Here is a 24,901-nt window from a genome sequence, read left to right as displayed (position 1 = left end):
CATTGTTGAAACATCTTATAGAAATTCAGACACAAGCAGAAAACTTTATGGAGAAAATGAAACCAGAGATGATGAAAAATATGGGGATAACAGAAGAGTTGAAAGTCAAAGATCAAATGCAGTGGGTAGGTCTTATGAACAACTTGAATTCTACCCTGAGGGAGATGACCTTAGAGGAGATAGTTTACAACTAGAGGAAGTAGAAAAAACTACTTCCTTTTTCTATTCCAAAGAAAATCCTAGTGAATTAATGACAGATGAAATGCTTGCAAGAGTACCAAAATTATATGGACAAGAAAAAGTGAAATCATCTGAAAAACAAGTACACGCAGCTTATTTTATTCCGTTTAAATCTAATTGGACTTGGTATATGACTGAATACGATAAGGATACTAAAGAAGCATTTGGTTTAGTTTTAGGTGGGGAAGCTGAATGGGGATATTTTTCTATTAAAGAATTAGAAGAACTTGGTGCTGAAAGACTTGTTTTAGAAGATTTCCCAAAAACTTTCAGAGAACTTAAAGATACAGAACTTAGAAAACAAATGAATGAAATAGAATTACAAATTGTATTTAACGGTGAATTAAGTTTTGAAGAAAAAGAAATTGATAATCTTGAAAAAACGGATATACCTGTTATTCATCATAAAAATGAGGATATAAAAGAATATATTTCAAGTGAATTAACACCGACTAGCTTATCTGTTAGAGTAGATAAAAAAGATTATGATTCACCTATTTTAAAAGAATACTTTAAGGATTTTGAGTTTAGAGATGGTAGGACATTAAAAGATTTTAATCCATTTAAAGAAGATGAGGATTTTTTTGACTTAATTCGTTTAGATTTCTTTAAAAATCATCTCGGAGAATATCGAGTTAGTTATATCAGTACAAATAGCTTAATGTATAATTCAGAATTAAATCCCTTTATAGAAAAGTTAGAAAAGGATATTGAGGCATTTAAAAACAGTAAAATTGCCGTAAAAGTAGGAACAGAGTTTATTTTATTATCTCAAAGTGATATTAAAGAAATTGAGTTAGACATACATTCTTCAAATGAACATGTATTTGTAGAAGGTAAACAATATCCGTTATATTCAGGAACTACCTTTGTTGAAAGCACAAAGGTGGATGGACTAATTGATAGTGGGGAATTTACTGTCTATAAAATTAATGAATATTTAAAAGATAAATTAAATATTGAGAATGTTTTTGAAGAAAAGCTACAAAAAGAAGATAATAAAGAAGGAAATAAAGACAATACAAAAGTTAATCATATTAACAATTTTGTCATTACTGAAGAAGTACAAGCAGAAAAACTAAGCCCAAGTGAGAGATTAAATCACAATCTTGAAGCTATTTCTATGCTTAAAAGAATTGAAGAAGGACAAAGAAAATTAGATACAACTGCTCAAGAAGTTTTAGCCAAATATGTTGGTTGGGGAGGTTTAGCAGAAGTATTTGACGAAGATAAAAAAGGACAATGGGAAGTTGCAAGAAATTTCTTAAAAGAAAATCTAACATCTAAAGAATATGAAAATGCTAAGGAAAGTACTTTAACGGCATTTTATACACCAAAAATTGTTATTGACGGTATATATAAAGGCTTAGAAAAAATTGGCTTTAAGGGTGGAAATATACTAGAACCTAGTTTAGGCATTGGAAATTTTATTGGTAATTTACCAGTAGAGCTGAACAAATCAAAAGTTTATGGAACTGAACTTGATTCGATTAGCGGGAAAATAGCACAGTTTTTATATCCAGAAAGCAATATAAAAGTACAAGGTTTTGAAGAAAGTAAATTCAGTAATAATTTTTTTGATGTAGCAATAGGAAATGTACCTTTTGGAGAATTTAAAGTAAGTGATCGTGAATACGATAAAAATAATTTTTTAATCCATGATTATTTCTTTGCCAAGTCTATTGATAAAGTAAGACCTGGTGGCGTAATTACCTTTATTACATCAAGTGGAACAATGGACAAAAAAGATGATACGATTAGACGCTATATAGGTAGTCGTTGTGAGTTGCTTGGGGCAATTCGATTACCTAATACAACCTTTAAAGGTGTTGCAGGAACAGAAGTAACAAGTGATATTTTATTCTTAAAGAAAAAAACTAGTGTTAAAGACATAGAACAGGGTTGGTATAATCTTGCTTATGATGTTAATGGAAATAAATATAATAAATACTTTGTGGATAATCCTGAAATGGTACTGGGAGAAATAAAAGAAGTTAGTGGGCGTTTTGGAAATGTCCTGACTTGTGAAGAAAAAGAAAATACAGATTTAAAAGAAATGCTTAAACAAGCTGTTTCAAATTTAAAGGGTGATTATGAAGAAGTTGACATTGAAGTTTTAAAAAATGTAGATAATGATATAAAAGTTATTCCAGCAAATGATGATGTTAAAAACTTTTCTTTTACTTTAGTGGAAGATGAAATATATTACCGAGAAGATTCAGTTATGGTTGCATATTTATTTAATGATAAAGAAAGAGAAAAAATAAAAGACTATATTGAATTAACATCAGTACTTAAAGAAGTGATTAGGCTACAAAAAGAAGATTACTCTGATGAAGAAATTAAAGAAGCCCAAAATAAATTAAATGAAGTCTATGATAGCTTTTCTAAAAAACATCAATTTATTAATGCAAAACAAAATAATAAATTATTGAGTAAAGATAGTCATTATCCACTGGTATCATCTATTGAAAAACTTAAAGAAGGAAAATTCAAAGAAAAAGGAGATATTTTCTATAAACGCACCATTAGAAAAGCAAAAAGTATTGATAAAGTAGATACAGTAGAACAAGCATTAATTTTATCTGTTGCATCAAAAGGAAGAATTGACTTTGATTATATGTCAAGTTTATTAAGTGATATGAATAAAGATAGTATTATTAATGAATTAAAAGGGCAAATATTTTTAGATATTAAACTTTTTGACAAAGAAAATAATTTGTTTCCATTTAAAGAAAAACAAAAAGAAGAAAATTTTGCCTTTAACTATGTAACTGCAGATGAGTATTTAAGTGGAAATATTCGAGAAAAAATTGCTGTTATGAATGAATACATTGCTTATCATAGTAATGTTTTATCTTTTATATCTGACAAAGAAGCAGATAAGATTACTGAGATTAAAGAAGAAATATCCAAATTGACATTTCAAAAACAAAAATTAGAAGAAGTTATGCCAAAAGAATTAACAGCAAGTGAAATTAATGTAAGGCTTGGAGCAACATGGATTCCTGAAAAAGATATAAAGTCATTTATGGTTCATTTACTTAAAACACCTGGTTATGCTATGTGGGATATTAATGTTAGATATTCTCCATTTACAAGCGAATGGAATGTAGAGGGGAAAAGTGTTGACAGAAATAATGACCTTGCCAATTTAACTTATGGGACAAGTAGGGTAAGTGCCTATAAATTAATCGAGGATTGCTTAAATCTTCGTGATACAAAAGTTTGGGATCAAATTATTAATGAAGATGGTTCTAAAACATCGGTATTAAATAAAAAAGAAACGATGTTAGCTAATCAAAAACAAGAATTAATTAAAGAGGAATTTAAAAACTTTATTTTTGAAGATCCTGAAAGAAGACACAGACTTGAAAAAATATATAATGAAAAATTTAATTCAGTTGTTAATCGTGAATTTGACGGAAGTCATTTATTACTTGAGGGAATGAACTCTGAAATATCTTTAAGATCACATCAAAAAGATGCAATCGCAAGAAGTTTATATGGTGGGAATACCTTACTTGCTCATGTTGTTGGAGCAGGTAAAACATATGAAATGGTGGCAAGTGCTATGGAAAGTAAAAGACTTGGAATGTGTTCTAAGTCTTTATTTGTTGTGCCTAATCACTTAACAGAACAAATTGGTAGAGAATTTATGCAACTATATCCAGCAGCTAATATTATGGTTGCGACTAAGAAAGATTTTGAACCACAAAATAGAAAAAGATTTATTGGTAAAATTGCAACTGGAGAATACGATGCAGTCATTATAGGGCATACACAGTTTGAAAAAATACCAATGTCTAAGGAATATCAAGAAAATCATCTTAAGGCTGAAATTGCTGAAATTATTGACTATATTGAACAATATAAATATAGTAGGGATCAAAATTTCACTGTTAAGCAGCTACAAAATACTAAGAAAAAATTAGAAACAAGACTTAAAAAGCTAAATGATGATTTTAAGAAAGATGATGTTATTACATTTGAAGAACTTGGAGTAGATAAGTTATTTATAGACGAAGCACATAACTATAAAAATTTATTCCTATACACTAAGATGCGTAATGTAGCAGGGATAGGACAATCTGAAGCACTTAAAAGTTCGGATATGTTTATGAAATGTCGTTATCTTGATGAAGTAACAAATGGAAAAGGAATTGTGTTTGCCACTGGTACACCTGTTAGTAATTCCATGACGGAATTATATACAATGCAAAGGTATTTGCAGTATGATGAATTACAACAAAAAGGACTACAACATTTTGATTCTTGGGCATCAACATTTGGTGAAACAGTTAGTGCAATTGAATTAGCACCTGAGGGAGATAAATACCGAATTAAAACAAGATTTTCTAAGTTTTATAATCTTCCTGAATTAATGAGTATGTTTAAAGATGTAGCAGATATAAAAACTGCTGATATGTTAAACTTACCTACACCAACAGCACATTATGAAACAATTGTAACTAAACCTACTGAAGAACAAAAAGAAATACTAAAATCATTATCTGAGAGAGCTGATAAAGTTCGTGATAAAAGAGTAGAACCTGAAGAAGATAATATGCTTAAAATAACTAATGATGGCAAGAAATTAGCATTAGATCAAAGATTAATTAATCCATTACTAGCTGATGATGAAAATTCTAAAGTGAATGTATGTGTAAAAAATATTTTCAGTATTTGGGACAAAACAAAAGAAAAGAAATCAACACAACTTGTGTTTTCTGACATGTCTACACCTAAAGGATATGGTGAATTTAATATTTATGATGATATTAAAAATAAGCTAGTTAATCTAGGAGTACCAGAAACAGAAATTGCTTTTATACATGATGCTAATAATGAAAAACAAAAAGATGAATTGTTTGCGAAAGTAAAAAAAGGAGAAGTAAGAGTATTACTTGGGTCAACACAAAAAATGGGAGCAGGTACAAATGTACAAGATAAACTAATTGCATTACATGATGTGGATGTTCCTTGGAGACCGTCTGACTTAGAACAAAGGGCAGGTAGAATTGTACGACAAGGAAACGAAAATAAAGAAGTACATATTTTTAGATATGTAACGGAAAATACATTTGATAGTTACTTGTGGCAAACAATAGAGAATAAACAACGCTTTATTTCTCAAATTATGACAAGTAAAACACCTGTAAGGGTTGCTGAAGATGTTGACGAGAATACATTATCTTATGCAGAAATTAAAGCCTTAGCAACAGGTAATCCACTTATTAAAGAGAAAATGGATTTGGATGTAGAAGTAACTAAATTAAAAATGCTTGAAGCAAATCATAAATCAAATGTATATAAATTAGAAGATAGAATAATAAAATTTTATCCTAAAGAAATTACAAGACTTGAAGACAGAATTGAAAAATTAAAACTTGATATTCAAAATGTAGAGCCACTAGGAACTAGTGATAAAAAATTCACTCAAATGGAAATTAAAGGAATTACCTATACAGATAAAAAAGAAGCTGGTGAAAAGTTACTGGATACTTTAAAAACAATGAGGTTAAAAGAAAATCAAGTTATAGGTAAATATAGAAATTTTGATATTGAAGTTAGTTATGATAGTTTTTTCAATAGGTTTATTTTCTCATTAAATGGGCAATTAAAACATAGTGGAGAAATTGGAGAAAGTTCAGATGGTAATATCACAAGAATGGATAATGTACTTGATAAACTAAAAGATAAGCTAGAAGATTCTATCCAAAAACTTGAAGCAACAAAAAATCAACTAAGCAATGCAAAAATAGAAGTTAAAAAGTCTTTTGAAAAAGCAGAAGAATTAAAAGAAAAAACATTAAGACTTGCAGAAATCAATCGACTATTAGATTTAGGAGATGTAGAAGAAAAAGAAAATCTTAATCCACTACTTGAAGATGTCAAAAAAGCAATTATTGATTTTTGTAATAGAGAATATAATAGTGGTCTTAATTATGAAGATTTTGATAATCAATTTAGTGATTTAAGTAGAATTGGAATAGCATATACAGAAACGGAAGATTCGGCACATTCCATTCAATTTGAAGTAAATTTAAAAGACTATACTTACACACTTTATGTTGATGATACAGTTATTACTGTGGATAGTTTAGCTAAAGATAGAACAGAAGAAGATGTTTTAAAAATAATACTTGAAGATATGAAGTATGGAGATTTTAGTGAATTTGTGAGAGTAAATGAAGATGATTTATATACTAAACTTGGGCTTAAAATAGATGATGACGGAAACTTTTATGATCCACTAGAAAAAGACTTAGATAATGACGGTATTGTTGACAGGTATGACAATGACTTTAAAGATAGTGATTATTTGTCATCTACATTTGATATTGATGAAAAAGAAATAGTAGAGCAAAAAGAATCGACTTTAGGTATGATTGAAAAATTTAAAGAAAAGATTAGTAATGAAAATAATTCAACAGAATTAAAGCAAGAAAGAGAAAATGAAAGATAGTTTTAGGAGGAGCAATTGCTTCTCCTTGTTTATTTGAAAGGAGATTTACAATGAATTTTAAAGAAATGAAAAACACCCTTAACGAGATGATTAATAATAACTATGAGGACTTTGTAAAAGCTCTTATTAGTGTAGAAAAAGGAGTAAATAATCAAGAAGCCTTAAATAACCTTTACGAACAATTTATGGAAAATGATGGAATGAATCTACTACACGAAGAATTTGATTATATGATTGATGAATTAGCAAATAATGGTGTGATTAAAGAAAATGAAAAAGAAGTAGAACTTAATGTGTATGTTGGAAATATTGTGTCTGATGTTAAAGTTGAAGAAATAGAAGGAAAAAATGGAAAATTCAAAGTTGCAAACTTTAACATTGCAGTCAATGATGAAAGTGGTGAAAGTAAATTTATTAATATCTCAGCCTATGGAGAAAAGACGAAGTTTGTTGAAGATATGAAAAAAGGGGATTTTGTAAAAATATCAGGAGAAGAAAGATATTCAACTGATGAAAAAGGTAATGAATATCTTAATGTAAAAGCTATTTATTCTAAAGTTTTAAAAGCTAAGGTTCAAGAAAAAGAAACTGAAAACAAGAAAGTGTCAACTTTAGATGCTATTGCTAAATTTAAAGATAAGATTAGTAACGAAAGTAAAGTGGATGATAAAAAAGACAAAGGAGTTGAGTTGTAGAGTTGTGGCAGCCCTTAGGGGCTGTCTTTTTTATTGTCTAAGAAGAAATTTATATAAAAATATGGTATAATATGTATTATAATTACATAAAAGTGGAGTTAGGAGAATAAATTATGGAGTTTAACTATAATGGATTGTGGAAAATATTGATTGATAAAAATATGAAAAAGAAGGATTTAATAGAAACTATTGGAATTTCTCCTACAACAATATCAAAAATGACAAGAGGGGAAGCTATCTCATTATCTGTTTTAGGGAAAATATGTAAATCATTAAATGTTGATATAGGTGATGTTGTAAATTTAATAAAAACCGATGTTGAGGATAAATAAATGGATTTAAAAATCGATGTAAGTGAAGAGAAGTGGAGTAGAGAAATTCTAGAAATACTCTTGATAGACAGAACAACAAATACAAATATCATCTGGGCAACAGATGATTATGAATATCTAGGAAATTCTTATTATTCAAAATATCCTATACAATATCATCTGATTACAGGCAGTCTAGGGAATATTATTCAACCTAGAATATTAAAGTCTAAAGAAAATCAGATTATTAGAACAAAGTCTAAAGCAGAAGTATTTACGCCTAGTTGGATTTGCAATGCACAAAATAATTTGATTGACGCTGCTTGGTTTGGAAGGAGTAATGTTTTTAATGTTGAAACGGAGAAATCATGGGACTCAACTGTAGAAAAAATTATTTTTCCTAAAGAAAAAAATAAGTCATGGAAAAAATATGTAGATGAGAAAAGGCTAGAGATTACATGCGGAGAAGCTCCATATTTAGTAAGTAGATATGATACAGTTTCTGGAAAATATATAGAACTTAATAAGAGGATTGGAATTTTAGATAGAAAATTAAGAATAGTAAATGAAAATACTGATAATGAGCAAGATTGGCTTGAATGGAGTGAACGTGCATTTCAAAGTGTATATGGTTTTGAATTTCAAGGTGATAGCTTATTAATTGCTAGAGAAAATTTACTGGCTACTTTTTGTGATAATATGGAATTTAAATTAAATAGGTATCCAACACATAGAGAATTAATTAGAATTGCAAAAATCATTTCATGGAATTTATGGCAAATGGATGGTTTGACCTATACAATACCATTTAAAAAGTATGTATCTCCAAACGAACAGATGTCATTTATTGGCTTTGAAGAGGAATACATAGATGACTATTGTGTGATTAAAGATTGGAGGTCCAAGAAGAAAGTTATATTTAAAGACTTGATTGGTAAGGAGGTATATTAAATTGAGAGACAATAAAATTGAAGCAATAGATATATTAGATAGGATAATTGTTGGTAGAGTTGACCCTTATATTTACGCTTTTACAACAAATACTATTCCTAATTATTTAAAAGTAGGAGACACTTATCGTTCAGTTGCGAAAAGACTAAATGAGTGGAGAGTATTCTTCCCAGAACTAGAAAAACAATATGAAAGCAAAGCACTTATTGATGATGAGACATACTTTAGAGACTATTCCGTTCATAAATATTTAGAGGACGATTTAAAGAAGATAAGATTATTACCCTCTGATTTGGAAAATGATTTATATTATAGTAAAGAATTTTTTAAAGGAGCTACACCTGAAGATGTTGAAAATGCCATTAATGATATAAAGAATAATCATATAGAAAACACTGGTAAATATGAATATTACAGTTCAAAAAATAATCTGCCTCAAACTTTTCATTATCAGCGAGGAGATAATTGGAATTTACGACCAAATCAATTAGAAGCAGTAAATAACTTTGACAAAGCGATTAAAAATGGAAGAAAAAATTTGTTAATGTATGCAGTTATGCGATTTGGTAAATCATTTACTTCTCTTTGTTGTGCGTTAAAAATGGATGCCGAATTAGTGTTAGTTCTCTCTGCTAAAGCTGATGTTAGAGATGAATGGAAAAAAACAGTAGAAAGTGCTGGAAACTTCCATCAGTATATTTTCTTAGATGCAGAAGATTTATTGAGAAATGAAGAAATTATAAAAGATAAAAAGTCAGAAGATAAAAGAATTGTTTTATTTTTAACGTTACAAGATTTACAAGGTGAAACAATAAAAGATAAACATAAACAATTATTCGAAGAACAAATTGATTTATTAATAGTAGATGAAACTCATTTTGGAGCAAGAGCAGAATCATTTGGAAAGATACTAAAAGATGCTGGATATGATAAAAATGATGAAAAGAATTTTAAAAAAATATCTGACGATAGTATGGATGTACTTGATGCTAAGGAAGAAATAAAGAAAATTAATGCTTCTATAAGGTTGCATTTATCAGGAACCCCATATCGTATATTGATGGGAAGTGAATTTGAAAAAGAAGATATTATTTCTTTTGTTCAGTTTTCTGATATTGTTAAGGAACAAGAAGAATGGGATAAAAACAACTTAAATAATGATGATGTAAATGAATGGGATAATCCGTATTATGGTTTTCCGCAAATGATTAGATTTGCATTCAATCCTAATAAATCTTCTAGGCAAAAAATGGAAGCTTTAAGAAGAAGTGGTGTTAGTTTTGCTTTTTCCAAATTATTTGAACCTGTATCTATAAAAAAGGATAGTAAAAATAATAATCATAAAAAATTTCAAAATGAATCTGAAATAATTGATTTGCTAAAAGTTATAGATGGTAGTAAAGATGATGAAGACTTATTAGGATTCCTAGATTATGACAAAATCAAAGAAGGTAAAATGTGTAGACATATGGTTATGGTTTTACCTTACTGTGCTTCTTGTGATGCTATGGAAGAATTGATTACTACCCATAAAGATTCCTTTAGAAATTTAAATGATTATCAAATATTAAATATTTCAGGGGTAGATTCAAGTAAAACATTTAGAACTCCTAATGATATAAAAAATAAAATCAAGGAATATGAAACGGAAAATAAAAAAACTCTTACATTAACTGTAAATAGAATGCTTACAGGATCAACTGTAGAACAATGGGATACCATGATGTATTTTAAGGATACAGCTTCACCACAAGAATACGATCAATCTATATTTAGATTACAAAATCAGTATATTAGAATTTTGTCAAGTGAAAGTGGAATTATAAAAGAAAATTTAAAACCGCAGACATTGTTAGTAGACTTTGATCCAGATAGACTATTCAGAATGCAAGAACAAAAGTCACTAATATATAATGTGAACACTGATGAAAATGGAAATTCAAAATTAAGGGAGAGAATAGAAGAAGAACTACGTATTTCTCCTGTAATAGTGATGAATAATAACAAGATTAAGCAAGTTGATGCAACAAATATACTTGAAGCTGTAAGTTTGTATAATAATAAGAGAAGTGTTTCAGATGAAGTAGTCGATATTCCTATAGATTTATCAATTTTAGAAGATGACGAAGTGAGAAAAGCAATTGAAGAGCAGGGAGAATTTAATTCTAAACAAGGTTTAACAATAGATCCAAATCAAGGTGAAGGCGACGACTTGGATATAGATGATTCTTCAGATGATTCATCGGATACAAATAGTAATAAAGATAAAGATAATAAGTCATTCAAAGAAGAAAAAACTGATGAAGAAATTAAACGCTTAGAAGGACAAATAAAAACTTATTATCAAAGGGTGCTATTCTTTTCTTTCTTAACTAAGGATAATGTTGCATCTTTAGATGATATATTAAATGTTATACAAAAAGATGAAAATACTCGATTAGCAAAAAATTTATATTTAAATAAGAATGTTTTAGAAAAATTATCGTATTTAATGGATCCTTTTAAAAGAAGTAAATTAGATTATAAAATACAAAATATTTCAAAACTTGCTTCGGATGATAGTGTTAGTCCATTAGATAGGGCTTTAACGTCTTTAAAGAAATTTAACAGAATGTCAGAGTCAGAGGTGATAACACCAACCAGAGTTTGTAATGAAATGGTTGATCTTATCCCAGAAGGTGGATTAAGGAAAATAGTAAATGAAAAAAATAAACTTTTAGATATTGCAACTAAGTCTGGTGAGTATGCAGTAGCTCTATATAAAAGATTGATTAATGATTTAGGATTTTCTCATGAAGAAGTAAAAGACATTATTTACTCTATTCCTACCTCTTCTATTGCTTATGAATTTACAAGAAGATTTTATGAAATATTGGATTTAGATATTGATAACATTGCCATTAATTTTAATGCATATGACTTGGTAAAAAGTACATCTGATAATGTAGATTATGAAAAGATATGTAATTTACTTAAACAAAATAAAAAATTTAGGGAAATTGACTTAACTGATGAAATAAAGGCAGGTGAAAAAATAGTGAAGTTTGGAGCAATAGTAGGCAATCCACCTTATCAAGTTAGTGATGGTGGAGCACAATCGAGTGCAAAACCAATTTACCATCATTTTGTTTTACTTGGGAAGCAATTATCTAATACTTATACAAGCTTTATAACACCAACAAGATGGTTTGCAGGTGGAAAGGGATTAGATAATTTTAGAGAATACATGTTGAATGATAATTCTATTGTAGAATTACATGATTTTTTAACTCCAGAGGATGTCTTTCCAAACACAAATAATCGAGGTGGAGTATGTTATTTTATAAGTGATATTAATAAGGTAAAGCCTGAGGTTAAAGTTGTAACGAATAAAAATCGAGAAGTTATTTCTAATATCGACAGAAAACTTTTAGTGGAGGGTATTGAAATCTTTATTAGAGACAGCATTGGTTTAGAAATTATTGATAAATGCAAAGGTAATTCTATATCTGAAGAAGTATCATCGTTACGCCCATTTGGATTTAGGGGTTATTTTATAACCGATCCAAAATACAAAGATAGTTTAGAGGATATGATTAATCCAATTATATGTTATGGAAAAGGAAAAAAAATTGGATTTGTCGAGAGAGAATTAGTTGGAAAAAATACAGAATGGATTGACTCATGGAAAGTGTTTATACCTAGAGCAAATAACATAGGTACTGAATTAAATGATGATAACTTAAATGCTTTTGTAGCTAAACCAAATGAGATTTGTACGGAAAGTTACTTATCAATAGGAGCAAATTTGAATTTAGATAATAAATCTAGTTGCAATTTAGTAAAATATTTAACAACAAAGTTTGTAAGATATATGCATAGCCTTGCAAAAGCCAGTCAAGATGCTACATCTAAAACATTTAGATTTGTTCCTATACAGGATTTTAGTGATAAGTCAGATATAGACTGGTCAAAATCTATTGAAGAGATAGATATTCAACTATTTGAAAAATATAGTTTAACTGAAAACGAACGTAATCATATTAAAACTTCTATTAAGGAGATGTAATTATGAATGATTATTTTATCCTAGAAGATAATGTGCGAAATACATTTATGAGTGTTGTTTGGGCACATAAAATTCAAGAAAAACAGGCGGATATTTTAAGCAATAAGTATAAACGATATGAAGTTGCAAGAATAATCTGCTCTTCACTCACATCAGCAGGATTAATATCATTAATTTTTGTAGATGAGTTTTGGGTTAAACTGGGATCAGCATTACTATCTTTTTTAAGTGCATTTATAAGTATGTTTTTTAAATCCTTTGAATTACAAAACAATATACAAAATCATAAAAAAACAGCTGTAGAATTACTTATTTTAAGAGATAAATTTAAGGTACTGCTGATAGAAATTATGCATGCAAATAATAATATTGAAGAACTATTAATAAAATATACAGATTTGCAAAACTTGCTTTGGGATGTTTATAAAAACGCTCCAAACACTACTGATAAAGCTGTAAAAATGGCACATGAAGCTTTGAATGTTAAAAAAGATAATAATTTTACAGAAGATAAGATTGATATCAATTTACCGAAAAGTTTACAAAGGGGGAGGTTGAAAAATGATGAGAGTAAGAAAATATGACAATGTTATTCCTAAAGATGTAAGAGATGTTATTTCTTATAGATATAAAAGAATAACTAGAGCCATTAATAGAGAATTTTGGAAAACTGAAAGTGAATTTAATAATAGTATCTTTGTTGGTTCATATGGTCGTAATACAGCAATAAGTACGAGTGATATTGATATATTAGTCAAGCTACCTGAAAAAGAGTTTGATAGGTTTGATAGTTTAAGTGGGAATTCACAATCAAGATTATTACAGGCTGTTAGAAATGCAATAAAAGATAGTTATCCTAATAGCGAAATTAGAGCAGACGGTCAAATTGTTAAAGTACTTTTTAGTGATGGAATTAAATTTGAAGTTCTACCTGCGTTTAAAAATTGGAATGATAATTATATTTATCCAGATACTAACATGGGAGGGAATTGGCTATCTACAAATCCGAAAGCGGAACAAAGTGCAATAAAAGAAAAGAATAATTCCAGTAATGGATTGTTAATAGCTACTTGCAGGCATATGAGATTTATAAGAGATAACTATTTTAAGAGTTATAAGTTATCTGGAATAGTTATTGACAGTTTTGTTTATCATGCTATGGGTGATTGGAAATTTGTTAATTCAGGTGAAAGTTCTTCTGAACCAGGTACTTATGAAAGAGTTTTGCTAGACTATTTCAACAAGAACAAATATTATTGGAGAATTATTAAAATTAAAGCTCCAGGTAGTTGTGATGAAGTTGATTGTGAACATAGTGTAGATTGTTTAGAAAAAATTCTTAATTTCATGGTGAATTAATAATGAATAATGAAATTAAGAATATAGAATTTTTAGAAAAAATTCTTTTGAATGCTTTGGAAAGCCAGCGAGAAGATGAGTTTTTTGATTTCAAACTTAAGTGGCATGAAAATATAGAAGATTTAATCAAAGATATAATATGTTTTACAAATACAGTACATGATAAGGATTCGTATATTTTCTTTGGAATTAGTGATGAGTTTAAGGTTATAGGCATTAAACCCGAGGAAAGAAGAAAGCAGGCAGAAATTGTAGATACAATGTCAAAATTATATTTTTCTTGTGCTGAGAGACCTATATTTTCGGTAAAAACAATTAATATAGAAGATAAAATAGTAGATGTATTAGTAATAAAAAATATAAATAATACTCCTTTATTTCTTGATAAGCCATATGGAAAAATGAAGTCTGGATGTATATATTCACGAGAATTAGACCGAAATACTCCTAACAATGGAAATTCAACATTTTCACAGATAGAGAGACTTTGGAAGAAAAGGTTCGGATTTAATAAAACAAAAAAAGAAATTTTTTTTGATTTACTTGTAAATAAAATGGATTGGTCTTACATTGAACCAGAATATTACAACTCATATTTTCCTGAATTTAGAATTAAGATAGAAGATGGTTACGAGAATTTTAGTAACGCTGATGCTTTTTACTCTTATGCTGTGATTAATGAATCAACTTCCTTTTCGGATATAAAACTTCAATACAAGGGAGAAGTGATTGATCTCTATCAAGGAGTTACCTTAGATTCAGGGAGACTTTTTATTCCAACTCCTGAGTGGGGATTTATTTCTAATAGAACTCAATATTACAAAGATAATATAGTATATAGGTACTATTTAAAGGATAGTTTTAGATATAGGTTATTACAATTTCTGTATGATAGAAGTAACGAAGAGGCTAATTATGCTTTTAATAGATTTAAAGAAGTTATACTATTCTTTGAAAATAGTGAAGAAAGAGAAATATTTGAATCTTATATTCTCGCCAATTTAAATGAATTAGAAAATCTGAAGAATAATTCGAAAGATTTTGATTATATGTCTGATGATGACTTGAAAATGAAGGATTATAAAGAAAAATTAAAATATGGTCTTAACCTTAATATTTTATTAAATAAATTTAGAAAAACAAGTTAATTTTCTCATACCTGACAAACCACATCTCCATGCGGTAAAATATAGTTAAGAAAGATAGGAGGTGTATAGAATGATACCAGCTATAATTTTAGTAACATTATTATTCATTGGATTTTACAAGTTATTAGCATTATCTTCGCTTAAAATAACAGCATTTGCAGTTGATTTTTTGCTTATCTTTATATACACAACTACCTTTATGCATAGTGCAGTATCTGTGAAAATTTCAAGTGGTTATGTTGTTTATTTCTGGGATATAGTATTTGGAATTTTAGCAATGGGAATATACGGGTTCTTAATTTTATTGATACACCGACTTCTTCCAATTGTTAGTAAAGGACTAAATTACTTTATTACATTTATAGGTGTTTCTGTTACTATAAGACTTGCTACAAGTTTTGCAACATCAATTATAAATATCTTTAATTCAAATTTTAAACCTACAAATCACATACAGTTACTTAACAATGTAACGGCAGATAAAGTAGTGTATATTCTTATAGCAATACTAATTGCTATTCCAGTTTGGAATGTCAGAATGGAAAAACTAAATAGCTAAAATCAAAGACTTGGAGTTATAGTTCCAAGTCTTTATTAATATACTTATCATAGTTATTTTTTAATAATTGTAATTTGTAATTCAAATCATTTATAGAAGAATACTCAGCATATAAAGTATTCTTTTTTTCTTGTAGTACTTCAAGTTCTTTACATAATGTTTCTGTATCTGGCATTTTATCATAATTGTTTTTAAGAAGTTTTAAAGCATTTTTATATTCTTTAATTTCATTTGAGTAGTCATTTTTAAAAATAGGATTTTTTACATCTTTTTTATAAGCATCATAAATTTTTTTATATTGATATACTTTATGACTAGCTTCTACAATTTTATCGAGTTGAGTGAGTTCCTTGTCAATAATTTTCATTTCATCAAGTAAATTTTGTCTTTTCTCAAAATTATTTTTAATGTATTCATCAAGCTCTTTTTTACTATTAATACCAAGTTTTCTTAATGAAATGATAGAATCAGCCATTGTAGAAAGATTGTGTTTTGTTACCCAAATTTCATAACCTTTACTATTTTTAGCTTTTGAATTATTTTTAATATCAATAATTTTTCCAATAGATTTTTTAGTAGCTTTAATTTGCTTTTTAATTTTTGTTTTATTTGTATTAAGTATTCTTTCTTTTATTTTTTCTTCAGTATAATCTTCACCTATTGTCTTAGAACGAGTGTATCTTTCTTTATCTTTATACTTAAAAGCAATATGTTTTCCGTATTTTATTTCGTAGCCTTTTTCTTTCATTAGTTCTAAAAAGTTATTCCAAGTACTTGATTTAATAATTGAGTTATCAATATCAAATTGTAATTTTGATTTCCAAGAAGTTCCTTTTTTATTTTCTAAATATTGTTTATATGATTGTCCTTTAGCTCTTAGTTTTTTATATTTTTCATAAAACTCATCAATAATGATTAGGTTGTTTTCTTTGCACAATTCATCACTAATCGCTCTTATAGTATGGTAAGTTCTTTTATTACTTTGATAACATTTTCCAGTTTTAAAACCAACATTATTAAATATAATATGATTATGAATATGTCCACGATCAATGTGAGTAGTAAGAATATATTCATAGTTATCTTTTAGTAATTTATTACATAATTCTTTTCCAATTTTGTGTGCAAGTTCAGGACTAACTTCATCAGGAAGAAAAGATTGAATTAAATGTCTTGCTAGTACAGTTCCTTTTGTTTCATAAAAATTTCTAGTATTTTGAAATTGAATATAAGCAGTATCTTCATGACAATTAAAGGTCGATACAAGTATTTTGTCATCTGTTTTATTTTCGTTTGTAATGTATTTAATAGCAAGATTAAGTGTTGATTTTATAGGATGAATTTTAGTAATTGCCATAGTTATTCCTCAACATTTATCTTGTTTGTATTTTGTAAATAAGAGAGAATATCCAACACATTTTTAGAAGTCTTACTAATCATTTGTTTCATATCTTCTATATCAGTTTTATAAATCACACCATAAGTATTTGTGTATTTTGCAATCTGATTAATATTGTTTGTTGCATTAGAAAGTAGGTGCTGAATTTTGTAAAAAGGTTCTAAGTCGATAACGATTATTTCTTTTTCTAAGATTGATTTTCTGATAAAAGAAGCCATAGATGAGCATTTTGATAATCGTCTTTTTTCTTCAAAAAGTTCTTTTTCTTTATCTGTAAGACAGATTTTTAACTGAATTTTTCTAGTTCTATTTGCCATTTGTTTTCTCCTTTCAAAAAATATAGGGGTCTTAGGGTTCTCCCTAAAAGTAAAATTGATAACAAAAAAAGCAGAGCCTTAAAAGGTCTGCTTTATCAATTTTTTTCGTAAGTGGGTACACACTTACTGTGCTTGCTACAATATAATACAAGCTAAAAGCCATTAATTCTATAAAAGTATTATAGCATAAATCAAAAAATAAATCTTTTCTAAAGAATATGTTTAAATGTAATAAAATTTCGTTTTAATGTAGACATTTCACTAATTGTATGAGGAAGTATTGTAAAATTATAGTATAGAAAATAGTTAGGAGTATAACAACAATTCTCGCTAATTCCATACTAAATAATTAAAGTTTATCTGAGAAATTATTTCTTGGCGTTTTATTTTATGACCTATAATACCGTTGTTTAGTTTGCTTAGCAATAATTACTAAATATCTTATGACTAAAGGGAATCGGTCTTTAAGAAGAATTATTGTGTTTATCAGGGTTCGATTTTATTTAATCGCTCCCTTTTTTTGTTTTTTAGAAGTCTACTTCTGACAAGGAAGGGGGCTTTTATTGAATGAAATATTTTTTGATGCTTAAAGCTAAACTAACTATTCGATGTAGAAGCCCTCCTTTATTTCTTTTCAAAACAAGAGAAGAAATGGAGGAAAATTAAAATGAAAGACAAAAAAGAATATTACCTAAAAGTCAATGGTAAAAGAATTCCTGTAACAAGAAAAGTATATCTTGAGCATTGCAAAGAATTAAATAGAGAAAATTATTTAAAAAGGTTAGATAGAAAAAATAATTTATTGTATTTTTCTGAATTTGATAAAGAAAATGATAATTTTATAGATCATATAAAAGATAAGTCTGTTGATGTGGAAAAAATAGTTGAAGCCAAGATGAGAATAGAAGATTTATATAAGGCAATTTCCAAATTAAATGAGGAAGAAAGAAAAATAATTGATGCTATTTATTTTGATGAGAAATCAATGCGAGATTTAGCAAAGGAAAATAAAACGAATGTTATGAAAATCAGTAGAAAACATAAAAGTATATTAAATAAGATACGAAAATGGTTAGCTGATTAATTATTTCTTAAAGTGGTTATAAAAAAATAACCACTTTTTTAAATTTTTTTCAAAAAAAGTGTTACACTAGCCTCAAAAATTCACTTATACATATAGAGGGATAAAACTATTCTTCTAAAAATATTTAAATAGTTCATTGACAACTGAATAGACCAAAGTAGGACTTTATCTATTTATAGAGAATTAGGACTTACGCAATGACCTTTCTGCTTAAGGGTTTAAATGAATACTTGTATCTGTCTTATACAAAGGATAAAAGAAAGTGAGCGATAAATAGGAATACCTAAACATATAGTGTGGAAACTGTATGCAATGAAATAAATAGTGATAATGATACTTCAATACGTTGAGCTTCCTGTCGAGAAAAAGGGAGTGGTGAGATGCCAATGTAGCAACCAATGCACCTACTAATGTCAAAAAACTTAAATCTTATAAAGGAGATTTATTATGAAAAGTAAAAATAAATTATCAAAAGAAAAAGAAGAAAAAACTAAAGAAGAAAAAATTAGAGATAAAGTAAAAGTAAGTTTTTCTAACGGTAATAAATTAAGTCTAGAGGATATCATTGAAAATTATTTATGTGCAGCTTGTATTAAAATTTAATCAGATGACCTGACATAAATTATAGGGTGCGGTAAAATATTAGATGTAGAAGCACTTCCTTAATAGACTTTTACCACAAGATATTAAGGAGGTAATAAAAATGAGCAAATTAGCTTGTATGTATCTCAGACTTTCAAAAGAAGATGGAGATACAAATGAAAGTAATTCAATATCTAGTCAAAGACAGATTATTGAATTATTTGCAAAAAATAATGGTATTAATATTGTAGCCGAATATATAGATGATGGTTATACTGGATCTAATTTTAATCGTCCTGATTTTATTAGAATGATAGAAGATTTAAACAATAAAAAATTTAATATCATTATTGTAAAAGACTTATCACGATTTGGTAGAGATTATATTGAAAGTGGCAAATATCTACAAAAAATATTTCCTGAAAAAAGAGTTCGTTTTATATCGGTAAATGACAACTATGATAGTGAAAATGCTGATGTCAGTGATACACATCTAATTTTACCAATCCGAAATTTTATCAACGATAGTTATTGTCGTGATATTTCAATGAAAGTGAAATCTTCAAAAGAAATCAAAAGAAAGAATGGAGAATTTATTTCCTCATTTGCTCCTTTTGGTTACAAAAAAGATGACAATGATAAACACAAATTGATAATCGATAAAAATGTATCTCATATAGTTGAGAGAATTTTTGATATGAAAATTGAAGGGTATTCTTCAAAAGCTATTGCTGATTTCTTAAATAGTATTGGAGAAGTAACACCTGGTAAGTATAAAGAAAATACTTATATGAACTGTAATGGATTTTCTATAAAAAATGGAAAATGGGATGCGAAAATGATAAATCGTATTTTAGAAAATAAGGTTTATATAGGAATACTTGAACAAGGGAAAACAACAAAACTCAATTATAAATCTACTAGAATTGTAGATGTATCTAAAGATGACTGGATTGTGATTAAAGATAGCCATGAACCTATTATTAATAAAAGTATTTTTGAACTTGCTAATAAGATGATGTTAAGAGATTTGAATACCTCAAAACAAAAACCAAGTTTGCTTGCAGGTATGCTTTATTGCAAAGATTGTGGTTCATCTATGGTTAGGAGAAAAATAAAAAAAGCAAGTGGAGAAGACATATTTTATATTTGTTCAGAGAATAATAGAACGGGAAATTGTTCAAGACATAGCATAAAAGAAACAGAAATACTAGAAGCACTTGAATATGTATTAACAAATCATATAAAAGTTTATCAAATATTACTTGATAAAATTAAAAACATTGATTTTACTAAATTAGAAGTTAAAGTTGATGTTGCAAGTCTTGAGAAAGAAAAATCTAAATATGAAAAACTAAGACAATCTTTATATCTTGATCTTGAAGATGAACTTATCTCTAGCGAAGAATTTGAAAGATATCGTAAGAATTATCTATTAAAAATAAGAGAGATAGAAAGTCAAATTTCAAAGAAAAAAGAGATTGTAGAAGTCTTAAAAGAAAACATTTCAAAACTGTCTACGGATAATTATAAACAAGTGCAAGAAATTGATAGATTAACGCTTGTATCTTTTGTAGATAAAATTTTTATTGAAGAAGATAATCGTATTGATGTCGTTTTAAATAACTATGAAGAAGTAGAATTATTAAAACAAATTTCAGAGTCAGTAGATGTATCTGAACCAGAAACAAAAAAGAAAAATAGAATAATGAATTTTAGAAAAGCTCTACACGATTCACTTGTTGAAAGTAGACATGTATCTGTAGGAGGTGCGTAAAATGGGTAGAACATCAAAAAGACACCTTCAAACAGAAGTACTACAAGAAGCAAAATCAAGATTTAGAGCTGGTATTTATACAAGGCTTTCCAATGAAAGAAGTGAGGAATGGAGAAGTAAATCTTATTCTATTGAAACACAGACTATTGCTTGTAGGGAATATGCTTTAAAAGAAAATATCGATATTTTAGAAGTTTATACTGACTATGAATATAGTGGCACAAATTTTGAAAGACCATCGTTTATTAGAATGATGGATGATATCAAAAATAGAAGAATAAATTGTATCATCATAAGAGATTTATCAAGACTTGGGCGTGAATATTTAGAAATGGGTAGATTGATTGATAAAGTATTTCCATTTTTAGGAGTTAGGTTTATTTCTGTAAATGATAAGTTAGATACTTTAAATAACACAGATTCTAAGAAGTCATTTGAGATAACTTTAAAGAATATTATCAATGATTTGTATGCAAAAGACATTTCTGTAAAGATAAAATCTTCAAAAATAAATCGTGCGAAGAATGGATATTTTATTGGCTCTGTTCCACCTTATGGCTATAAGGTTGTTAAATTAAAAGAAGGACAGAAACTAGAATTAGATAAAAATACTTGTGGGATTGCTAGAGAGATGTTTGACCTAACTCTAAGTGGTTTATCCCAATTTGAAGTTGCTAAAATCTTTAATACCAAAGGGTATACAACGCCTATGGTTTATTATAAAACTGGAAGATTAAAAAGACTTCCAGATGATCCTGAATGGAGTAAGAGTAGCATTTCAAAGATATTAACTAAGCCTACTTATACTGGAAAATTAGTTCAAGGAGTTAAACAACAAAATCTTGCTAAAGGAATAAAACAACATTTTACAAATAAAGATGAATATATTGTTTTTGAAAATGCTCATGAACCTATCATAACGGAAGAAGAATATCAAAAAATATTAGAAGCTAGAAAAGAAAGAAAATATCTTAGCTATTTTTCTAGGAAGAAACATGATTTTGATAGAGATCCTGAAAATAGATTTAAAGGTAAGATTTATAGTTTCTATTCAGGAAAAGAACTTTATAGAAGAATGGTCATTTATGGTAAGAATAAAGATAAGTTTCATTATATCTTTAGAAACGAAAGATCTACTGGAAAGTTAAATGAAGAACCTAATATTCACATTGTTGAAAAAGTAATTGATGATAAACTAACTGAATTAGTTAGAGAATTTATAAGTAAAGATACTTGTCAGTCTAGTTTAGTAAATAAAGTCAATTCACGATACAAAAAATCTTTTGACTTATTAAATACAGAAGTTTTAAAGCTAACTAAAAAACTTGAAAGAGAAGAGATTGACCTTGAAAAATCATATGAAAAATATAAAGAAAGTAAACTGAGTTTAGAAAAATATCGATTAAAACGAGAAATATTCATTAATCACAGACAAAATTATCAAGCAGAGTTAGTAAAATTAGAAAATAAAAAGAATTTTCTAGAGATGGAACTTAAAAAAGCATTATTATGGATTGAAAACTTATATACTGCAAATAAAAGTGATAGATTATCTAGAGAATTAATAGAAGCTCTTGTTGATAAAATTATTGTAAAAAACAAAACTGAATTTGAAATAGTCTTTACCTTTTCAGTTCATTATTTAACTGGGGGTAATTATCATGAATAAAATTGCTCTTTACATGCGAATATCCATTGAGGAATTTGGGGACAGGCTAGAAAGTGAAAGTATTTCTAGTCAAAGACTTTTAATTACAGATTTTATTCTAAAAGATAGTGAGTTAAGAACATATGAAAAGATAGAATATATTGATGATGGGTATTCAGGAACTAATATAAATAGACCCAGTTTTACAAATCTAATGGAAAATGTGAAACTAGGAAAGATTAATTGCATTATCGTAAAAGACTTATCAAGATTTCTAAGAGATTATATTTTAATTGGTGATTATTTAGAAAATATATTTCCGTTTTTAAATGTACGCTTCATTTCAATTAATGATGGATATGATAGTTTTAAAGAAAAAGGAAATGGAACAGATTTAGATATTCAGTTTAAAAGTTTACTATATGATTTCTACTCAAAAGATGTTTCAGATAAAGTTAAAACATCTATGAGAATACAAAAGAAACAAGGTAAGTATTTGGGTTGGAGTCCGCCTTATGGATATATGAAAGATCCAAATGATAAATATAGAATTATTATTGATGAAGTAGTCGCTCCAGTAGTTAGAGAAATTTTTAAATTATATTTAGATGGATTATCTATTAGAAAAATTACCAAATTAATGAATGAAAAAGACTACATCATGCCAAGTGTTAGGAAAAAACAAATTACAAATATGGATTATTCTTATAATATACTTGACTATATGAATACAAAACCATCTTGGACTAATGGGACTGTTACCGATATTTTGATGAATGAAAACTATACTGGAACTTATGTATTTAATATGCAACCAAAATTAGAAGTAGGAGGAACTAAAGCAAGATCTCTTCCGAAAGAAGAATGGGAAAGAGTACCAAATAATCATGAACCTATTGTATCTTATGAAGTTTTTAATAAAGTTAGTGAACTTAAAAATAAAAATAGTTTTCTTAGAGGGAAGAATTCAGATTATGAATGGTATAAAAAATCGCCTTTACAATCATTTGTTAGATGTAAAAATTGTGGTCATATCTTAAATTGTCAGGTTACAAGTAGGAAGAAAAAAGATGGGAGTATTTATATTGTAACTTACTTTAGATGTCGCATTTGCCCACAAAGAGGAGAATCTCAAAACAGTGTTAGAGCAGATAAGATTGAAAGAAATATATTTAATTTATTAAAAGAACGATATAACATTGAATCAAGTAATACACAAAAACAAGAGTACGAAGCAAAATTTATTGCTGAAGATATTAAAAAGATAGAAGCTAAAAAAGATATATCTTATGAAAAATACAAATTGGGTAAAATATCTAGAGAAAAATTTATTGATACAAAAAACTTACTTGATAGTGAAATAGCTACTCTAAAAACTAAATTAAAAGTGTTATCTGAAAAAGAAATTAAGGAAATTAAGATTGATAAATTAACTAGAGATGTAGTTGAAAAACATATTGAGAGTATATATGTATATGATAAAGAAATTGTAGAAGTTAAATATAGGAACTAAGACCTTTGAGAGTGAGAAATCACTCTCTTTTTGATTTTTATTAGACATAATTTTTGATGACATTAATTTATGAAGAATTATATGTAATAAAAAGTGGCATACCCTTGACATCAGAGGGTTCTGGCACAACGGGGCATGCAGTAATGCAACTAAATAAAGAAGACGGAGGAAATCGTAAATATATTCTTTGCACCAATAATGAAAATAATATTTGCGAGGAAGTAACCTACCAAAGATTAAAAAATATATTATTTTAGATGATGAAGATAAACTTGATGAAATAGTTAATACTATAAAAGAATATGGAAAACTATTTATTAGCTCGGGTATCTTCTTATCAAGAAGCCATCAAAGAATACTAGACGAAAAAAAGATAAGCATAACAGAAATTCCAGAATATTACTACAGAAGTGAACTTAAGGAGGTTGGAGAAATATGATTGGATTAAAACTTAAAGATTTTCAAGCATAAATTAAGTTCTAAGAAAAGAGATCGAAGAAACAGGAAATTCTATTATAACATCTAAGAATGCTATTGATTTTAGAAAGTTAATAGCTGATGTAGCTAAGTCCAAAGAAGCTGAGGACGAGGATAACAAATAATAATTAAAATAAACTAAATATAAACCAACGAAAGACAAGTAGAAAAGACTGCTTGTCTTTTTCTTTTTAAAGAGGAGGTAAAAATGAGAATAAATGATTATGAACATCTATTTAAAAAAATGTTAGAAGAAAATCTAAAAGATAGCGAAAGATATGTTGCATTACTTAAAGTTATTGGAAACAACTCTAAATATGATTT

Annotated in this window: 19 protein-coding genes; 17 read left to right on the top strand and 2 right to left on the bottom strand. The window is 27.7% G+C overall.

Translation table 11 applies throughout. From position 1 onward, the window contains the following. The 10 genes from KMP12_RS05885 to KMP12_RS05840 all read left to right on the top strand — a co-directional run. On the top strand, window positions 1-194 hold a 194-nt coding region (locus tag KMP12_RS05885), incomplete at its 5' end, for a TnpV protein (RefSeq protein ID WP_215756810.1). After that, window positions 122-6,709 carry a helicase-related protein gene (locus KMP12_RS05880; protein ID WP_371821676.1) on the top strand — a complete coding sequence of 2,196 codons (6,588 nt, stop codon included), beginning with the start codon at window positions 122-124 and terminating at the stop codon, window positions 6,707-6,709. The genes KMP12_RS05885 and KMP12_RS05880, both read left to right, overlap by 73 nt. Before the next feature lie 50 nt (window positions 6,710-6,759). Further along, window positions 6,760-7,404: a single-stranded DNA-binding protein gene (locus tag KMP12_RS05875; protein ID WP_215756809.1), complete on the top strand. Its 645-nt coding sequence runs from the start codon at window positions 6,760-6,762 to the stop codon at window positions 7,402-7,404. Between the two features lie 113 nt (window positions 7,405-7,517). Continuing rightward, on the top strand, window positions 7,518-7,736 hold the full coding sequence (locus KMP12_RS05870; RefSeq protein WP_215756808.1) for a helix-turn-helix domain-containing protein: 219 nt from the start codon (window positions 7,518-7,520) through the stop codon (window positions 7,734-7,736). Beyond that, entirely contained in the window at window positions 7,737-8,666 is a 930-nt protein-coding gene (locus KMP12_RS05865; protein ID WP_215756807.1) for a hypothetical protein, read from the top strand. 1 nt (window position 8,667) lies between these two features. Continuing rightward, on the top strand, window positions 8,668-12,714 hold the full coding sequence (locus KMP12_RS05860) for an Eco57I restriction-modification methylase domain-containing protein (protein WP_215756806.1): 4,047 nt from the start codon (window positions 8,668-8,670) through the stop codon (window positions 12,712-12,714). Between the two features lie 2 nt (window positions 12,715-12,716). Further along, window positions 12,717-13,298, top strand: a complete 582-nt coding sequence (locus tag KMP12_RS05855) for an SLATT domain-containing protein (protein ID WP_215756805.1) — start codon at window positions 12,717-12,719, stop codon at window positions 13,296-13,298. After that, window positions 13,276-14,073 carry an SMODS domain-containing nucleotidyltransferase gene (locus KMP12_RS05850; protein WP_215756804.1) on the top strand — a complete coding sequence of 266 codons (798 nt, stop codon included), beginning with the start codon at window positions 13,276-13,278 and terminating at the stop codon, window positions 14,071-14,073. The genes KMP12_RS05855 and KMP12_RS05850 overlap by 23 nt, the downstream gene beginning before the upstream one ends. Before the next feature lie 2 nt (window positions 14,074-14,075). After that, window positions 14,076-15,221 (top strand): ATP-binding protein, encoded by a 1,146-nt coding sequence (locus KMP12_RS05845; RefSeq protein WP_215756803.1) that lies wholly within the window; start codon window positions 14,076-14,078, stop codon window positions 15,219-15,221. Window positions 15,222-15,291: 70 nt separating this feature from the next. After that, the gene (locus KMP12_RS05840; RefSeq protein ID WP_215756802.1) at window positions 15,292-15,780 is read left to right on the top strand and encodes a hypothetical protein; all 489 of its coding nucleotides are present in this window, start codon (window positions 15,292-15,294) and stop codon (window positions 15,778-15,780) included. Between the two features lie 16 nt (window positions 15,781-15,796). Here the strand turns inward: KMP12_RS05840 and KMP12_RS05835 are convergent, their stop codons facing one another. Together KMP12_RS05835 and KMP12_RS05830 are read right to left on the bottom strand one after the other, a co-directional pair. Next, window positions 15,797-17,137 carry a relaxase/mobilization nuclease domain-containing protein gene (locus tag KMP12_RS05835; protein ID WP_215756801.1) on the bottom strand — a complete coding sequence of 447 codons (1,341 nt, stop codon included), beginning with the start codon at window positions 17,135-17,137 and terminating at the stop codon, window positions 15,797-15,799. 2 nt (window positions 17,138-17,139) lie between these two features. Further along, window positions 17,140-17,496, bottom strand: coding sequence for a plasmid mobilization protein (locus KMP12_RS05830; protein ID WP_215756800.1), 357 nt, complete (start codon window positions 17,494-17,496; stop codon window positions 17,140-17,142). A 667-nt stretch (window positions 17,497-18,163) separates the two neighbouring features. Between KMP12_RS05830 and KMP12_RS05825 the strand changes: the two genes are divergently transcribed. The 7 genes from KMP12_RS05825 to KMP12_RS05795 all read left to right on the top strand — a co-directional run bounded on the left by KMP12_RS05825 (window position 18,164) and on the right by KMP12_RS05795 (window position 24,539). Then, window positions 18,164-18,580: a sigma factor-like helix-turn-helix DNA-binding protein gene (locus KMP12_RS05825; protein ID WP_215756799.1), complete on the top strand. Its 417-nt coding sequence runs from the start codon at window positions 18,164-18,166 to the stop codon at window positions 18,578-18,580. Window positions 18,581-19,027: 447 nt separating this feature from the next. Further along, a complete protein-coding gene (locus KMP12_RS05820) occupies window positions 19,028-19,183 on the top strand; it encodes a hypothetical protein (protein ID WP_215756798.1) in 156 nt (51 codons plus the stop codon). Window positions 19,184-19,283: 100 nt separating this feature from the next. Beyond that, the gene (locus KMP12_RS05815) at window positions 19,284-20,939 is read left to right on the top strand and encodes a recombinase family protein (protein WP_215756797.1); all 1,656 of its coding nucleotides are present in this window, start codon (window positions 19,284-19,286) and stop codon (window positions 20,937-20,939) included. Window position 20,940: 1 nt separating this feature from the next. Next, window positions 20,941-22,608, top strand: a complete 1,668-nt coding sequence (locus tag KMP12_RS05810; RefSeq protein WP_215756796.1) for a recombinase family protein — start codon at window positions 20,941-20,943, stop codon at window positions 22,606-22,608. Continuing rightward, window positions 22,601-24,100, top strand: a complete 1,500-nt coding sequence (locus KMP12_RS05805) for a recombinase family protein (protein WP_215756795.1) — start codon at window positions 22,601-22,603, stop codon at window positions 24,098-24,100. The genes KMP12_RS05810 and KMP12_RS05805 overlap by 8 nt, the downstream gene beginning before the upstream one ends. A gap of 56 nt (window positions 24,101-24,156) precedes the next feature. Continuing rightward, entirely contained in the window at window positions 24,157-24,357 is a 201-nt protein-coding gene (locus KMP12_RS07625) for a hypothetical protein (RefSeq protein ID WP_252344725.1), read from the top strand. Next, on the top strand, window positions 24,312-24,539 hold the full coding sequence (locus tag KMP12_RS05795) for a hypothetical protein (RefSeq protein ID WP_215756794.1): 228 nt from the start codon (window positions 24,312-24,314) through the stop codon (window positions 24,537-24,539). Before KMP12_RS07625 ends, KMP12_RS05795 begins: the two co-directional genes overlap by 46 nt. Window positions 24,540-24,901: the final 362 nt, after the last annotated feature.

This window comes from Gemella sp. zg-1178 (assembly GCF_018790995.1).
In the GTDB taxonomy this organism is placed as follows: Bacteria; Bacillota; Bacilli; order Staphylococcales; family Gemellaceae; genus Gemelliphila.
This window is presented reverse-complemented; position numbering and strand designations above follow the sequence as displayed.

Excerpts from the sequence above, each read along its gene's own strand:
- KMP12_RS05825 (WP_215756799.1), top strand. The coding sequence starts at position 18,164 with ATGAAAGACAAAAAAGAATATTACCTAAAAGTCAATGGTAAAAGAATT.
- KMP12_RS05805 (WP_215756795.1), top strand. The coding sequence starts at position 22,601 with ATGAATAAAATTGCTCTTTACATGCGAATATCCATTGAGGAATTTGGG.
- KMP12_RS05815 (WP_215756797.1), top strand. The coding sequence starts at position 19,284 with ATGAGCAAATTAGCTTGTATGTATCTCAGACTTTCAAAAGAAGATGGA.
- KMP12_RS07625 (WP_252344725.1), top strand. The coding sequence starts at position 24,157 with ATGACATTAATTTATGAAGAATTATATGTAATAAAAAGTGGCATACCC.
- KMP12_RS05820 (WP_215756798.1), top strand. The coding sequence starts at position 19,028 with ATGAAAAGTAAAAATAAATTATCAAAAGAAAAAGAAGAAAAAACTAAA.
- KMP12_RS05840 (WP_215756802.1), top strand. The coding sequence starts at position 15,292 with ATGATACCAGCTATAATTTTAGTAACATTATTATTCATTGGATTTTAC.
- KMP12_RS05810 (WP_215756796.1), top strand. The coding sequence starts at position 20,941 with ATGGGTAGAACATCAAAAAGACACCTTCAAACAGAAGTACTACAAGAA.
- KMP12_RS05845 (WP_215756803.1), top strand. The coding sequence starts at position 14,076 with ATGAATAATGAAATTAAGAATATAGAATTTTTAGAAAAAATTCTTTTG.
- KMP12_RS05835 (WP_215756801.1), bottom strand. The coding sequence starts at position 17,137 with ATGGCAATTACTAAAATTCATCCTATAAAATCAACACTTAATCTTGCT.
- KMP12_RS05830 (WP_215756800.1), bottom strand. The coding sequence starts at position 17,496 with ATGGCAAATAGAACTAGAAAAATTCAGTTAAAAATCTGTCTTACAGAT.
- KMP12_RS05870 (WP_215756808.1), top strand. The coding sequence starts at position 7,518 with ATGGAGTTTAACTATAATGGATTGTGGAAAATATTGATTGATAAAAAT.
- KMP12_RS05855 (WP_215756805.1), top strand. The coding sequence starts at position 12,717 with ATGAATGATTATTTTATCCTAGAAGATAATGTGCGAAATACATTTATG.
- KMP12_RS05865 (WP_215756807.1), top strand. The coding sequence starts at position 7,737 with ATGGATTTAAAAATCGATGTAAGTGAAGAGAAGTGGAGTAGAGAAATT.
- KMP12_RS05850 (WP_215756804.1), top strand. The coding sequence starts at position 13,276 with ATGATGAGAGTAAGAAAATATGACAATGTTATTCCTAAAGATGTAAGA.
- KMP12_RS05875 (WP_215756809.1), top strand. The coding sequence starts at position 6,760 with ATGAATTTTAAAGAAATGAAAAACACCCTTAACGAGATGATTAATAAT.